General features: G+C 75.8%; 10 protein-coding genes. 9 read left to right on the top strand and 1 reads right to left on the bottom strand.

Annotated features, from left to right (window positions below):
- Positions 1 to 151: 151 nt before the first annotated feature.
- From ACIF8T_RS23475 to ACIF8T_RS23455, 5 genes are all read left to right on the top strand, one after another.
- Positions 152 to 1,348 carry a cytochrome P450 gene (locus ACIF8T_RS23475; protein WP_400038045.1) on the top strand — a complete coding sequence of 399 codons (1,197 nt, stop codon included), beginning with the start codon at positions 152 to 154 and terminating at the stop codon, positions 1,346 to 1,348.
- Positions 1,349 to 1,359: 11 nt separating this feature from the next.
- Entirely contained in the window at positions 1,360 to 1,560 is a 201-nt protein-coding gene (locus ACIF8T_RS23470) for a ferredoxin (RefSeq protein WP_400038044.1), read from the top strand.
- Between the two features lie 94 nt (positions 1,561 to 1,654).
- Complete coding sequence (locus ACIF8T_RS23465) at positions 1,655 to 2,188, top strand: flavoprotein (protein ID WP_400038043.1); 534 nt, start codon at positions 1,655 to 1,657, stop codon at positions 2,186 to 2,188.
- A 100-nt stretch (positions 2,189 to 2,288) separates the two neighbouring features.
- Positions 2,289 to 3,257: an aldo/keto reductase gene (locus tag ACIF8T_RS23460; protein WP_400038042.1), complete on the top strand. Its 969-nt coding sequence runs from the start codon at positions 2,289 to 2,291 to the stop codon at positions 3,255 to 3,257.
- A 471-nt stretch (positions 3,258 to 3,728) separates the two neighbouring features.
- Complete coding sequence (locus ACIF8T_RS23455; RefSeq protein WP_400038041.1) at positions 3,729 to 5,744, top strand: ricin-type beta-trefoil lectin domain protein; 2,016 nt, start codon at positions 3,729 to 3,731, stop codon at positions 5,742 to 5,744.
- Between the two features lie 179 nt (positions 5,745 to 5,923).
- Here ACIF8T_RS23455 and ACIF8T_RS23450 read toward each other — a convergent pair whose 3' ends face one another.
- Positions 5,924 to 8,335, bottom strand: a complete 2,412-nt coding sequence (locus ACIF8T_RS23450; protein WP_400038040.1) for a SpoIIE family protein phosphatase — start codon at positions 8,333 to 8,335, stop codon at positions 5,924 to 5,926.
- Between the two features lie 991 nt (positions 8,336 to 9,326).
- Between ACIF8T_RS23450 and ACIF8T_RS23445 the strand changes: the two genes are divergently transcribed.
- The 4 genes from ACIF8T_RS23445 to ACIF8T_RS23430 all read left to right on the top strand — a co-directional run bounded on the left by ACIF8T_RS23445 (position 9,327) and on the right by ACIF8T_RS23430 (position 14,302).
- The gene (locus ACIF8T_RS23445; protein WP_400038039.1) at positions 9,327 to 11,570 is read left to right on the top strand and encodes a glycoside hydrolase family 9 protein; all 2,244 of its coding nucleotides are present in this window, start codon (positions 9,327 to 9,329) and stop codon (positions 11,568 to 11,570) included.
- A 143-nt stretch (positions 11,571 to 11,713) separates the two neighbouring features.
- Positions 11,714 to 11,959 (top strand): hypothetical protein, encoded by a 246-nt coding sequence (locus ACIF8T_RS23440; RefSeq protein ID WP_400038038.1) that lies wholly within the window; start codon positions 11,714 to 11,716, stop codon positions 11,957 to 11,959.
- Between the two features lie 3 nt (positions 11,960 to 11,962).
- Positions 11,963 to 12,340: a toxin Doc gene (locus ACIF8T_RS23435; RefSeq protein ID WP_400038037.1), complete on the top strand. Its 378-nt coding sequence runs from the start codon at positions 11,963 to 11,965 to the stop codon at positions 12,338 to 12,340.
- A 342-nt stretch (positions 12,341 to 12,682) separates the two neighbouring features.
- Positions 12,683 to 14,302, top strand: coding sequence for an RICIN domain-containing protein (locus ACIF8T_RS23430; protein ID WP_400038036.1), 1,620 nt, complete (start codon positions 12,683 to 12,685; stop codon positions 14,300 to 14,302).
- The last annotated feature ends 129 nt before the right edge of the window (positions 14,303 to 14,431 follow it).

Raw genomic sequence — 14,431 nt, 5'->3', positions numbered from 1 at the left:
GTCACGGGTGCGGTCGTTCGAACGGCGGACGATGCTCCTCGGCCAGATCGCCCCCTTCACCGATCTGGCCGAACTTCGCGTACGTCCCATAGGTGCCTGGGGCATCTAATGAAGATCGGCACGACGCACACTCCGTCTGCGAGGTCTTCCCATGCCGGACCCGACCGCACCCGTCGCCTTCCCCCAGGACCGCACCTGCCCCTATCAGCCGCCCGCCTCCTACGATCCGCTGCGCGCCGCCCGGCCGCTGGCCAGGATCACCCTCTACGACGGCCGCGAGGCCTGGCTGGTCACCGGGCACGCTGCGGCCCGCGACCTGCTCGCCGACCCGCGCCTGTCCTCCGACCGCACCCGCCCCGGCTTCCCGGCGCCCACCGCGCGCTTCGCCGCCGTCCGGTCCCGCACCGCCGCGCTGCTGGGCGTCGACGACCCCGAACACCGCGCCCAACGCCGCACGGTGGCCGCCGACTTCACCCTGAAGCGCGCCGTCGCCCTGCGCCCGCGGATCCAGCAGATCGTCGACGAGCGGCTCGACGCCATGATCGCGCAGGGCCCGCCCGCCGAGCTGGTGAGCGCCTTCGCGCTGCCCGTGCCCTCCATGGTGATCTGCGCCCTGCTCGGCATCCCCTACGCCGACCACGACTTCTTCGAGACGCAGTCGCGGCGGCTGCTGCGCGGCCCGTCGGCCGCCGACGTGGAGGACGCCCGCGCCCGACTGGAGGAATATCTCGGCGAGTTGATCGACCGCAAGCACGAGGACCCCGGCACCGGTCTGCTGGACGACCTCGTGCGGCGCGGGCTGCGCGAGGGCGCGGTCGACCGCGACCACCTGGTGTCCATGGCGATCATCCTGCTGGTCGCCGGCCACGAGACGACCGCCAACATGATCTCGCTGGGCACCTACACCCTGTTGCGGCACCCCGGCCGGCTGGCCGAGCTGCGCGCCGACCCGGCGCTGCTGCCCGCGGCGGTCGAGGAGCTGATGCGGGTGCTGTCGATCGCGGACGGGCTGCTGCGCGTCGCCGTCGAGGACATCGAGGTGGCCGGGACGACGATCCGCGCCGGCGACGGGGTGCTCTTCGCGACCTCCGTCATCAACCGCGACGAGACCGTCTACCCCGACCCCGACGCCCTCGACTGGCACCGCTCCGCCCGCCACCACGTCGCGTTCGGCTTCGGCATCCACCAGTGCCTCGGCCAGAACCTGGCCCGCACCGAGCTGGAGATCGCCCTCGGCACCCTCTTCGAACGGCTGCCGGGACTGCGTCTGGCGGCCCCGGCCGACGAGATCCCCTTCAAGCCGGGCGACACCATCCAGGGGATGCTCGAACTCCCCGTGACCTGGTGAGGCGGCCGCGCATGCGCATCGGCATCGACAGGGACGTCTGCATCGGCGCGGGCCAGTGCGCCCTGACCGCACCGGACGTCTTCACCCAGGACGACGACGGCTACAGCGTGCTGCTGCCCGGCCGCGAGGACGGCGGCGGCAGCCCGCTCGTGCGGGAGGCGGCCCGCGCCTGCCCCGTCGGCGCCGTCACCGTCGGGGAGACGGCGAGCTGACGGCGCCCCGGCACGGGACACCGCCCGCGGACGGCCGGGACCGGGCACCGGCCCGGTGCCGCGCGGCATCGCGCCGGTCACTAAGGTGCATCGGGTGACCCGACCGGCCCGTATCCCCTTCCTCTACGTCGTCGTCTGCGCCGCCGGCGTCGCCGCGGACGTCGGCGACCTCGTCGCCGCCGCGCGGGACCGCGGCTGGGACGTCGGCGTCATCGCGACACCGCACGCCCTGAACGGCTTCTTCGACGCCGCCGCCGTCCAGGAGCGGACGGGCCGCCCCGTCCGCTCCGCCTGGCGCTCCCCGGGAGACCCCCGGCCCTTCCCGCCCCCGGACGCCGTGGTGGTGGCGCCCGCCACCTTCAACACGGTCAACAAGTGGGCCGCCGGCATCGCCGACACCCTCGCCCTGGGCACCCTGTGCGAGGCCGCGGGCCTCGGCGTCCCCGTCGCCGTCCTGCCGTGCGTGGCCGACGCGCTGGCCGCCCACCCCGCCTACCGGGACAGCGTGACGCGGCTGCGCGGGATGGGCGTGCGGTTCGGGGAGCCGTACACGGGCGAGGCCGACACGGACGGCACCCGGCCCGCCTTCGGCTGGGAACGCGCGCTGGACCTGCTCGAACGCCGGTGACCGCGGCAGCGGCCGGGCCGCCGCACCGTACGGCGTGGAGCACGGTCGAAGACGTACGCTCCCTCCTGGCAAACCGTCCCGGAGACAGGAGCAGCAACGCATGCAGTACGTGAAGCTCGGTTCGACCGGCCTGGACGTGTCGCGCGTCTGCCTGGGCTGCATGACCTACGGCCTGCCCGACCGCGGCACGCACGAATGGACCCTGGACGAGGAGGCCTCCCGCCCGCTGATCCGGCAGGCGGTGGAGGCGGGCATCACGTTCTTCGACACGGCGAACGTCTACTCCGACGGCACCAGCGAGGAGATCGTCGGCCGCGCCCTGAAGGACTTCGCCCGCCGGGACGAGATCGTGCTCGCCACCAAGGTGCACGGCCGCATGCGGCCCGGACCCAACGGCGGCGGCCTCTCCCGCAAGGCCGTCATGAGCGAGCTCGACGCGAGCCTGCGCCGGCTCGGCACCGACTACGTCGACCTGTACCAGATCCACCGCTGGGACCCGCACACCCCCGTCGAGGAGACCATGGAGGCGCTGCACGACGTGGTGAAGGCGGGCAAGGTCCGCTACATCGGCGCCAGTTCGATGTACGCCTGGCAGTTCTCCAAGGCCCAGTACACGGCGCTGCTGCACGGCTGGACGCGCTTCGTGTCCATGCAGAACCACTACAACCTCCTCTACCGCGAGGAGGAGCGCGAGATGCTGCCCCTGTGCGCGGACCAGGGCGTCGGCGTGCTGCCCTGGAGCCCGCTGGCCCGCGGCCGCCTCACCCGCGACTGGGGCACCACCACCGGCCGCAGCGCGACCGACGCCTTCGGCAGCACCCTGTACCAGGAGGGCGACCGCACCATCGTCGAGGCCGTCACCCGCATCGCCGGCGAGCGCGGGGTGCCGCGCGCGCGGATCGCCCTCGCCTGGCTGCTGCACCAGGACACGGTGACCGCGCCGATCATCGGCGCGTCCAGGCCGCAGCACATCGAGGACGCCGTGGCCGCCGTCGACCTGGAGCTGAGCGACGAGGAGATCGAGGAACTGGAGCGGCCCTACACCCCGCACCCGGTCGCCGGTCACTGACGACGCGCAGGGCCCGCCCCACGGCCGGGGCGGGCCCGCGGACCGCCGGCGCGACGGAGACGGAAAAGGGGCGGGCCGCCCCGCGAGGCGGTCCCCGCACGTGCGCGCGCACCGCCCGGCGGGAAAGACGAATACACCCGGCACATTTCCGTTCCGGCAGCGCGCTATTGCCCGGCCGCCGTTATTCGACAGTCCGTCAAAAAGCTTTTACGGAACGCTTGATGCGCGACATCACGCGATCTCTTGTTCCGTCTCGCTGACCTGTGCAAAGGTGTGCCTCGTCGGCGTGCGGGCCACACGTCCCCCTCCCGCACGCGCGAGGCCGCTCCCGTACGCGTCCCGCTTCGGGAGAACCGCCCGTGAAGCGCATCCGAAACGCCGCATCCGATACGGACGGGTCCGTCGTGACGCCGACGGGTCGCATGCCCTTGGTACGGACTTTTCCCGCACGTCCTCGAGAGGAATGCAGTCGTGAAAGACGAAGGCCCGCCGAATTCCCCGGCCCCGGCCCGCCGGTTCGGCGCGACGGACGAGCAACTGAGCGCCGAGCTCAGGAAATGGACCGGGGCGACCCCCGCGCTCCAGCCCGTCGGCGAACTGCTGGACCGGCACTGGGAGGCGGGCTTCGCCTACGCGCGGCTGTGCACCGACGGCCCGCGTCCGGCGGGCATCCTCACCACCGCCGCCTTCACCCGGCTGTTCGGCGAGACCCTGCGGCAGAACGGGCCGACCGCCGCCTGGCGGCCCCACCTGCTCGTCACGGTCCGGCGCATCGCCGCCGAGTGGGACACCGAAGCCCGGCGCGCACTGCTCCACCCCGCCCTGCGGTCCGGGACCGGGGAGGGAGAACGCCCGGCGGCCCGGCTGCTGCCGCCGCCGGAGCGGCGCCTGCTGTCCGGCGCCTTCCAGCGGCTGCCCCAGTCCGCCCGCTGCCTGCTCTGGCACACCGAGGTCGAGGCCGAGCCGCTCGCCGTCCCCGCCGGACTGCTCGGCCTGGACGCGGAGGGCGCCCGCACCGCCCTGGGACGGGCCCGCGGCCGGCTCCGCGAGGAGTGCCTCCACCTGCACCGCGAACTCGCGCCCGACCAGGAGTGCCGGCGTTACCTGCGCCTGCTGGACGTGACCTGCCGGCGCGGCGACGTCGCCCTCGACCCCGACCTGCGCGCGCACCTGGAGGGCTGCGCCCACTGCCGGCACGGCGCCGACCAGCTCGACCGGTTCAACCAGGGGCTCGGGCTGCCGCTGGCCGAGGCGGTGCTCGGCTGGGGCGCGCGGGACTACGTCCTGAGCAGGGCGAGCGGCACGAGCGACGCCGGTGGTCCGGACACCGCCGGAGGGGGGCGTCCCGAGGACGTCGCCGGTCTGGCGGAGGCGGCGCGCGCCGAGAGCGCCGGGGCGGCCCTCCCCGGGGCGTCCCCCTCCGGCGGCGCCACCGGGGAGGCGTTCACCGGCCCCGGCGCCCCGCGGCCGTCCGCCGGCGCCGGGCGCCCGCCCCACCCCGCCGCCGCACCCGGCCCGCTCCCGCCCGGCGCCCGGACCGGCACGCACGCCGCCTCCGGCACCGGTCCCGCGACCGCCCCGCGCGGCGCGTCCCGCCGCTCCGCGCTCCGGGCGGCCCGCCGCGCCGCCCGGCGCCGGAACCTCACGGTGGGCGCCCTCACCGTCGGCGGGCTGCTCGTCCTCCCGCTGGTCCTGTGGGCGTCCGGCGGGTCCGGTGACGACACCGCGCCGGCCGGCGCCGGCCGGCCCGCCCGCACGCCCGGCCCGGGCACCGCGAGCGACGACCCGTCCCGGATCGGGTCGGGCGACGCCGCCCGGGGCGCGCTGCGCGGCCGGCTGCGCAACCTCGCCTCGCACCTGTGCGTCGGCATCGCCGGCGGCAGGGCGGCCGAGGGCGCGGAGGCGGAGCTCACCACGTGCTCCCGGGCCGCGACCCAGCAGTGGACGTACGAGACCGACGGACTGCTGCGCAGCGCGGCGGACCCCGGGCTCTGCCTGGACTCCCGCCTCGGCCACTCGGTGCGCCTGGCCCCGTGCGCGGACGCCTCCCGGCCGGAGTCCGGGGACGTCCGCTACGACTTCACCCTCCGGGGCGTCCTGGTGCCCCGCCGGGACCAGGACCTGGCCCTCGCGCCCGCCGCGACCGACGGCTCCGGAGCCCTGGTCGTCAAGACCCGCGCGGACGGCGACGCCCAGCGCTGGGTGATCGACACCTCCAGGGCCGACCTGAAGACGGAGGCCGTGCACCGGGACGTCCGCGCCACCGCTCCCGCGCCCGCGCCGTCCACCGCCGGGCCGGGGACGCCGTCCGTCCCGCCGTCCGCCGCGCGCTCCGGCACCCCGGCCCCGCGGCCCGCGGCGACGGGCCCGTCCCCGGCCGTCACCTGCGCCTCCGGCTCCTCCTGCGCCGGGAACGGCCCGGACCGGCCCGGCGGCGGCCACGGCGACGGACACGGCGACGGACACGGGGGAGGCCACCGCCGCTGACGAAGGCCGGGCGCGGCGGGCCTCCGACGGCGGCCGGAGCCGACCGGAGAGGGCCGCCGTCGCCGGCCCGGGGCCGGGCGTGGCGGGCCCATGACGCGGACCGGAGGAGGTCACCGCCGGACGGGGGCCGGGCGTGCGGCGGGCCCCGGCGCCCGCCGCAGGAGACCAGGAGGAGGCGGTCAGGCCTCGCCCAGCAGCCCGATCTCGGCCCAGATCGTCTTGCCCTCGGCGGTGTGCCGGCTGCCCCAGCGCTGGGTGAGCTGGGCGACCAGGAGCAGCCCGCGGCCGCCCTCGTCCCAGGTCTTGGCCCGGCGCAGGTGCGGGGCCGTGGGGCTGGTGTCGGACACCTCGCAGATCAGCGTCGGCGCGTCGTGGATCAGCCGCAGCCGGATGGGCGGGGCGCCGTACCGGATGGCGTTGGTGACCAGTTCGCTGACCACCAGCTCGGCGGTGAACGAGGCGTCCGCCAGCGCCCAGTCGTCGAGCTGCGAGAGGACCTGCTTGCGGATCGGGGCGACGAGCGCCGGATCGGCGGGGATGTCCCACGTCGCGACCCGGGAGGCGGGCAGTCCCCGGGTACGGGCCAGCAGCAGCGCCACGTCGTCGGCGGCGCCGCCCGACGGGAGCAGAGAGTGCAGGACCCGGTCGCAGGTCTCGTCCAGCGAGGCCGACCCGGCCTCCAGGGCCTCGCACAGCACGCGGTGACCGGCGTCGACGTCCCGCTCGCGGCTCTCCAGCAGCCCGTCGGTGTAGAACGCCAGCACGCTGTCCTCGCGCAGGTCCACCTCGGTGCTCTCGAACGGCAGGCCGCCGAGCCCGAGCGGGGGACCGGAGGGCAGTTCCAGCTGCCGGGCCGGGCCGCCCGGCGGGATCAGCACGGGCGCCGGGTGCCCGGCCCGGGCGAGCGTGCAGCGCCGCGAGATCGGGTCGTACACCGCGTACAGGCAGGTGGCGCCGACCTCCCCGGGACTGCCGTCGCCGCCGGACTCCTCCGACAGCCGGACCACCAGGTCGTCGAGGTGGGTGAGCAGTTCGTCGGGGGCCAGGTCGATGTCGGCGAGGGTGCGCACGGCCGTGCGCAGCCGGCCCATGGTCGCCGAGGCCGGAATCCCGTGGCCGACGACGTCGCCGACGACCATCGCGACCCGCATCCCGGACAGCGGGATGACGTCGAACCAGTCGCCGCCCACCCCGGCGCGGGCGGCCGGCAGGTACCGGGAGGCGGCCTCGACCGCGGCGGTGCGCGGCAGCGACCGGGGCAGCAGGCTGCGCTGGAGGGCGACGGTCGTCTCGCGCTCGCGGGAGTAGCGCCGGGCGTTGTCGATGCAGACGGCGGCGCGGGCCGTGACGTCCTCGGCCAGCAGCACGTCGTCGTGGGTGAAGGGTTCGGGGTGCCGGAAGCGCGTGAAGACCGCGACCCCGAGGGTCGTGCCGCGGGCCTGGAGCGGTACGGACATCGTGGCGTGGATGCCGTGCTCCCGGACCTGCCGCAGCCGCCCCTGGTCCCGGGCGAGCCACTGCTCCAGGTCGCCGGACGGCACCGAGGCCACGATCGTCCGGCCCGCGACCAGCGAGTCCGCCTGCGGGGAGGAGGCCGGGTACAGATCGGTCTCGCCCGGCTTGGGCAGGGCCTCCGGGCCGCCCGGGGTGACGGACCGGTGCGCGGCCCGGCGCAGGCCGACCGGCGCGGTCGGCGGCGCGGCCGGGTCGCCGCCGTGCTCCTGCGGGTCGAGCAGGTCGACGCTGACGAAGTCGGCGAGCGCGGGCACGCACACGTCCGCCAGCTCCTGCGCCGTACGGGTGACGTCGAGGGTGGTGCCGATGCGCACGCTGGCCTCGTTGACCAGCTGGAGCCGCTCGCGCGCCTGGTACTGCTCGGTGAAGTCGTGGGCGGTCACGCACACGCCGCGCACCCGCCCGGCGTCGTCGGTCAGCGGGGCGATGCGGGCCAGCCAGGCGTGCGCCCGGATCTCGCCGCCGGCCTTCATGTGGGTCTGCATGTCGCGCCGCCGGCCGCTGTCGAGCACCTGCCGCATGTGCCGTTCGAGCTCCGCGTGCTGCGGCCGGCCGCCGATCTCGGTGGGCCGCAGGCCGCGCAGGCGGTGGGCCGGCAGGTCGAGCAGCTCCGCCATGGCGTCGTTGATGCCGCGCAGCCGCAGCCGGGCGTCGAAGACCATCGTCGCGCACGGTGACTGCCGTACGGCGGCCCGGACCAGCGGGTCGTCCGGCAGCGCGTGGCCCGCGGGTTCCAGCGGGGTGACGGCGAGCCAGTCGCCCGGGCCGCCGTCCTCGGGCTGCCGGTGGTGGGCCAGCACCCAGGCGGACACGGTGCGGCCGTCGCGGTGCCGCAGCGCGAGCGTGCCGCTCCAGCGGGCGTTCACGGGGACGTACGGCGTGCCCTCGGTGCCGCGCAGGCCGCCGAGTCCCTCGGCGCCGTCGGCCAGCAGGTCGACGGCGGGGCGGCCCAGGACCTCGGCGGCGCTGTGGCCGAGCAGGCGGCGGGCGCCCTCGCTCCACTCCCGGAGCGTGCCGTCGGCGCCGATGACGGCACGGGCCGTCACGGCCTCGTCGACCGGCTCGTGCGGGCTCATCGTCGCCACTCCATCACGGACACTCTCGGTGATCAGACACGTCACTTGAGTTCCAGACTAGTGCGTTCGGGCGTCGCGCGGACCGGAACCCGTGCCCCCGTCCGGCCGGGGCCGGGGCCCCGGCGGGCGTCCGGGGCGGACGGCCGCCACCGCCCCTTCGGCGGCCGTGTCTGACGGGTCGACAGGACGTGTTCGATCACGGTGGGTTGTGAGTGCTTCCGGCGCCTGACGGCACAGGGCCGTCAGGCCGGTCACCCGCAGGGCCGTCCTGCTCGCCTCCACGACGGCGCCCGCGACGGAACGCTCCCGGGCGTCCCGGCGGCCCGGTCCGCCGAGGCGGCCCCCGGGGCCGCCACCCCGTCGCCCTGCGCGCCGGCCGGCGTCTCGCGCCGCTCGACCCGGGCGGCGCCGAGGAGCCCGGCGGCTCCGGCCGGCACCGCGTCGCCCTCGCCCCGCCGCGCGCCCCGGCCGGGTCGCGGATCCCCGTGGAGTCCGGCGGCGTCCGGGCCGGGACGTCCGTCGTGAACGCCTCCGGTGCGGCGGCCGAGCGGGAGGCGGTGTCCCGGAGCTCCGGCCCGGCGCCGCACGGCCGCCCGCACGTCCGCCACGGCCACCGCCGCCGGCGGGCGGACCGGGACCCGCCAACCGGCGCCGGGCGAACCGCCGTTGCGGAACCGCGGCGCCCCGCACCGCCGCACCCCGCGCACCCCCGCCGGCCGAGCCGGACGGCCCGGGTCCCCCTGCGACACCGCCCGGCCGGTGGACGCCCTGCGCGTCGGCCGCCCGGCGGCCCTGCCCGCCCGGGCCGGTCCGTCGTCCGTACGTGTCCGACGCTCCGGACATCTCCCTCGCGTCCGGAGGGGCCGGTCCAACCCGTCCCGTCCGGACCGTTGACGTTCTGTCGCCTCAGCCACAAGCATGTCTGCGTCCGCTTTTTGGGAGCGCTCCCATTCGCACCACGCACCCGCACCTCCCGACGAGGAGCCCAGACGTGAAACGACGCAGAACCGCCCTGCTGCCCCTGACGGCCCTGCTGGCGGCCGCGCTCACCGCGCTGCCCGCCGCCCCGGCCGGGGCGGACGAGGTGGAGCAGGTCAGGAACGGCACCTTCGACACCACCACCGACCCCTGGTGGGCGAGCAGCAACGTGACCGCCGGCCTGTCCGAGGGGCGCCTGTGCGCCGACGTCCCCGGCGGCACCGTCAACCGCTGGGACGCCGCCGTCGGGCAGAACGACCTCACCCTCGTGAAGGGCGAGTCCTACCGCTTCTCCTTCACCGCCACCGGCTCGCCCGCCGGGCACGCGGTCCGGGCGATCGTCGGCCTGTCGGTGTCGCCGTACGACACGTACCACGAGGTCACGCCGCAGCTCAGCGTCTCCGGCGACCGGTACTCCTACACCTTCACCTCGCCCGTCGACACCACCCAGGGGCAGGTCGGCTTCCAGCTCGGCGGCAGCGCCGACCCCTGGCGGTTCTGCGTGGACGACGTGTCGCTGCTCGGCGGGGTGGCGCCCGAGCCGTACGAGCCCGACACCGGGCCCCGGGTCCGCGTCAACCAGGTCGCCTACCTGCCCGCCGGGCCGAAGAACGCCACCCTGGTCACCGACGCCACCGCGAAGCTGCCCTGGCAGCTGAAGAACGCCGGCGGCACGGTGGTCGCGCGCGGCTGGACCGTGCCGCGCGGCGTCGACGCCTCCTCCGGGCAGAACGTCCACTCCATCGACTTCGGCGCCCACCGCGTGCGCGGCACCGGCTACACCCTGGTCGCCGACGGCGAGACCAGCCGCCCCTTCGACATCGACGCCCGCGCCTACGACCGGCTCCGCCTGGATGCGGCGAAGTACTACTACACGCAGCGCAGCGGCACCCCGATCCGCGACGACCTGCGTCCCGGCTACGGCCGCCTGGCCGGCCACGTGGGCGTGGCCCCCAACCAGGGCGACACCGAGGTGCCCTGCCAGCCGGGCGTGTGCGACTACACGCTCGACGTCAGCGGCGGCTGGTACGACGCCGGCGACCACGGCAAGTACGTCGTCAACGGCGGCATCTCCACCTGGGAGGTGCTCAGCACCTACGAGCGGGCCCTGCACACCCGCACCGGCGACGCGGACGCCCTCGGCGACGGCACCCTCGCCCTCCCCGAGAGCGGCAACAAGGTGCCCGACCTCCTCGACGAGGTCCGCTGGGAGCTGGACTTCCTGCTGAAGATGCAGGTGCCGGACGGCGAGCCGCTGGCCGGCATGGCACACCACAAGATCCACGACGAGAACTGGACCGGGCTGCCGCTGCTGCCCAGCGACGACCCGCAGAAGCGCGAGCTGCACCCGCCGACCACCGCGGCGACGCTGAACCTGGCGGCGACGGCCGCGCAGGCGGCCCGCCTGTACAAGCCCTACGACCGGGAGTTCGCGGCGCGGACGCTGAAGGCCGCGCGCACCGCCTGGGCGGCGGCCCTCGCCCACCCCGAGGTCTACGCGGACCCGGACGACGGCATCGGCGGCGGCGCCTACCCCGACACCGACGTCACCGACGAGTTCTACTGGGCGGCGGCCCAGCTGTACCTGACCACGGGGGAGAAGGACTTCGAGCGGTACGTGCTGGACTCCCCGGTGCACACCGCCGACATCTTCGGCCCGACCGGCTTCGACTGGGCGCGCACGGCCGCGGCCGGCCGCCTCGACCTCGCGCTGGTGCCGAGCCGGCTGCCCGGCCGGGACAAGGTCCGCGCCTCCGTCGTCAAGGGCGCCGACCGCTACCTGGCCACGCTGAAGGCCCACCCGTACGGCATGCCGTACGCCCCCGAGGGCCAGCGGTACGACTGGGGCTCCAGCCACCAGGTCCTCAACAACGCCGTGGTCCTCGCCACCGCGTACGACCTGACCGGCGCCGCGAAGTACCGCGACGGCGCGCTGCAGAGCATGGACTACATCCTGGGCCGCAACGCGCTGAACATCTCGTACGTCACCGGCTACGGCGAGGTCAACGCCCACAACCAGCACAGCCGCTGGTACGCCCGCCAGCTCGACCCCGCGCTGCCCGCCCCGCCGGACGGCACCCTCTCGGGCGGTCCCAACTCCAGCATCCAGGACCCCCTCGCCCAGGCGAAACTGCAGGGCTGCGTCGGCCAGTTCTGCTTCATCGACGACATCCAGTCCTGGTCGACGAACGAGCACACCATCAACTGGAACGCCGCCCTGACCCGCATGGCCTCCTTCGTGGCGGACCAGGCGTAGGCGCGGCGTGACCGGGCGCGGGCCGGGGGCCGTCCTGCGGGACGCCTCCGGCCCGCACCGGTCGTGACCTGCCGGGTACCGTGCGATCTCCGTCCTGACCTGGGGCTATTTACGAGCCAGTACCCGAGCGGTACCGTGGAGGCATGCCAGCTCTCAACGTCGAGTTCACGGACCGCGAGCTAGAGGACCTGCGGCAGATCGCCAAGGAACGCGGTACGTCCATGAAGGCGCTGGTGCGGGAGGCGGCCGCGGCCGACATAGCCCGCCACCGGGCGCTGCAGGAGGGCGCGGAGGCCTTCCGCCGGTTCTTCGCCTCCCACGCCGACGAGTTCGCGGCCGCCTTCCCCGAGGACGAGCCGGCCGCCAAGGGCGAGGGCCGGGCCGCCTGACCGATGGCACCCGTCCTGCACATCGACGTGCCCTGGCTCCTCCAGCGCCACGAGGAGGTCCTGCCGGACCAGCCCGTCATCAACGACTTCTCCGCGCTGGTCGCCGCCGTCGCCCGGCACCGCGTCGACCCGCCCCGCCTCGGCGTGGACTCCGACCCGGCCTGGCGGGCCGCCGCGCTGCTGCACACCCTCGCCGTGCTCCGCCCGCTGCCGTCGGCCAACGCCCGCTTCGCCTGCGCGACCGCCGTGGCGTACATGTTCGTCAGCGGCGTCGGCATCGACCCGCCCTACGGGGCCCTGGTCGACCTCGCCCGCGACCTGATGTCCGGCACGACCGACATCTACGGCGCGGCCGACCGGCTGCGCTCCTGGCAGATCTGAACCCGGGCCCCGCACTCGCTCCCGCCCGGGCCGCCGGACACGTGTCATCACGTGTGAGGTCGAATGTGCATGCGGATGTGGTGGCGGCGGGCCCCGTCTGACTGTCTTTCAAAGGGACGGATGTTGCTGGAGCGCCTTGTTGGCCGTGCGGGGACTGTGCGAGAGTGACTCACCCGTGCGGGGGGTGAGGGCCGGGCGTCGCACGCGCGGTGCCGGACGGGCCCGATGCGCCGGCCGGCGCATGCCTGCTCCCCGTGCCCGCCGGAAGGGGCCCGCGACCGGGAGCTCCTTCTCGGTGACGGGACTTCCGTGTCATGCGCGTGTGGGAAGGAACCCATCTCAGTGCCCACCCCCCACCCCCCTCGTCCTCCGTACCCCCCGCCCGGCGGGGATCCGGGGGAGTCCGACGAATCCCTCGCCGCCCGTCTGCGGGACCGTCCGGGGAGCGAGGCCGCCGCCCACTGCGTCGCACTGCTGTCGGCGCGCCACTGGCGGTCGGTCCACGACTACGCGGTCATCTGCCTCGCCTCGTCCGCGCAGGTCGCGGACATGATCACCGCCACCGCCCTGCACCGGACCCTGAACCGCCTGGCCTTCGGCGAACCGGCCGACGCGCTGCGGCCCGCGCTGCTGGTGACCGTGCGGGACACGGTCCGGGAGTGGTCCGCCGACGCACGGATATCCGCCGTCCTGCCGGATCTGGAGAAACCCGCCGGCGGTCGCGGCATGCGCGCGTCGACCTCCATGACCCCCGAGAACCGGGCCCTGGCGGAAAGGGCGTTCCGCGCCCTCCCCGGCCGCGCCCGCTGCGTGCTGTGGCACGCCGAGGTGGAGGCCGACCCGCTCACCGTCCCGGCCGGTCTGCTGGGCACCGACACCGACACCGCGTCGGCCCTGCTCGAACAGGCGCGGGAGCAGTTCCGCGCGGGCTGCGTGCGCGCCCACCGGGAACTCGCGCCGACCGGCGACTGCCGCTTCTACAACCGCCTGCTGGACGTGCCGATCCGCCGCGGCGGCGCCCTCCTCCCGGAGGTCCAGGACCATCTGGCGCAGTGCGCCCACTGCCGGTACGCCGCCGAGCAACTGGGCCACTTCGACAGCGGGCTGGGTGTCCTGATCGCCGAGGCGGTGCTCGGCTGGGGCGCCCGCCGCTACCTCGACTCGCGTCCGGGCCGCGCCGCGCGCGGCGCGCGCGGCGGCCGGGGCGGGCGGCGCAGGGCCGGGGCGTCCGGCGTCCGGGCGCGGCTGCTCGCCAGGATCCCGGTGCCCGCCGGCCTCGTCCCGGACACCCTGCGCCCTTCCCGGGCGCTCGCGTCGGGGGTCGGCGCCTTCTCCGCCGGGGTCCTGGCCACCGTGCTGATCGTCGGCACGTCGCCGCAGGGCGGCGGGGGCGCCGACCCGGCCGGCTCCACCGGCGCCACCGGCGGCGGTGCCGTACCGCCCGGCGCGTCCACGACGGCGCCCGGCACCGCCGGACACCCCGCGGCACCGGGGGAGACCCGGCTGCGCAGCGTCATCGCCGACCTGTGCCTCGACGTCCGGGGCAGGCCGCGAGAGGGCGTGGGCGTCCGGCTGGCGGAGTGCTCCGCCGCGTGGACCCAGCGCTGGACGTTCGAGGAGGACGGGCTGCTGCGCAACGCGGCCGACCCCGGGCTGTGCCTGGACTCGCACAAGGACGCGGGCGTCGTCGTCCTCGGCACCTGCGCCGCCGCGGACGGCGAGCGCGGCGACGACGTGCGCTACGACCTGACCGTCCAGGGGGAGTTGCTGCCCCGCTGGGACGAGCGGCTCGCCCTCGCCCCGGTGGGCGGCGCCCCGGACGCGGACGTCGTCGTCCGGGTCCGCGACCGGTCCGACGGCCAGCGCTGGCGGACCGACCCGGTGCCGGCCGCGGCCGGCGCGCTGTCCGGCGCCGCCCCGGCGGCTCCCACCGCCCGGGCCGTGACCCTCTCCGGCCGCTAGGGTCTGTCCGACCGTTCCCGCCTGTCTCGCGATGCCGTGCACGCACTCTCGCCGCACCGGGCGCCGCGGGACCGCCCTCCGGGCGACGACGGCAATGGTCGGACAGCCCCTGGTACTCCAGTCAGAAAT

This window comes from Streptomyces sp. NPDC085946, assembly GCF_044540485.1.
Lineage (GTDB): Bacteria > Actinomycetota > Actinomycetes > Streptomycetales > Streptomycetaceae > Streptomyces.
Note: the sequence above shows the minus strand (reverse complement) of the source record. Positions and strands in the feature narration are given on the sequence as shown.

Bases quoted from the DNA above. Each gene is read 5' to 3' on its own strand.
- ACIF8T_RS23440 (WP_400038038.1), top strand. From the start codon at position 11,714: ATGCCAGCTCTCAACGTCGAGTTCACGGACCGCGAGCTAGAGGACCTG.
- ACIF8T_RS23435 (WP_400038037.1), top strand. From the start codon at position 11,963: ATGGCACCCGTCCTGCACATCGACGTGCCCTGGCTCCTCCAGCGCCAC.
- ACIF8T_RS23470 (WP_400038044.1), top strand. From the start codon at position 1,360: ATGCGCATCGGCATCGACAGGGACGTCTGCATCGGCGCGGGCCAGTGC.
- ACIF8T_RS23450 (WP_400038040.1), bottom strand. From the start codon at position 8,335: ATGAGCCCGCACGAGCCGGTCGACGAGGCCGTGACGGCCCGTGCCGTC.
- ACIF8T_RS23460 (WP_400038042.1), top strand. From the start codon at position 2,289: ATGCAGTACGTGAAGCTCGGTTCGACCGGCCTGGACGTGTCGCGCGTC.
- ACIF8T_RS23475 (WP_400038045.1), top strand. From the start codon at position 152: ATGCCGGACCCGACCGCACCCGTCGCCTTCCCCCAGGACCGCACCTGC.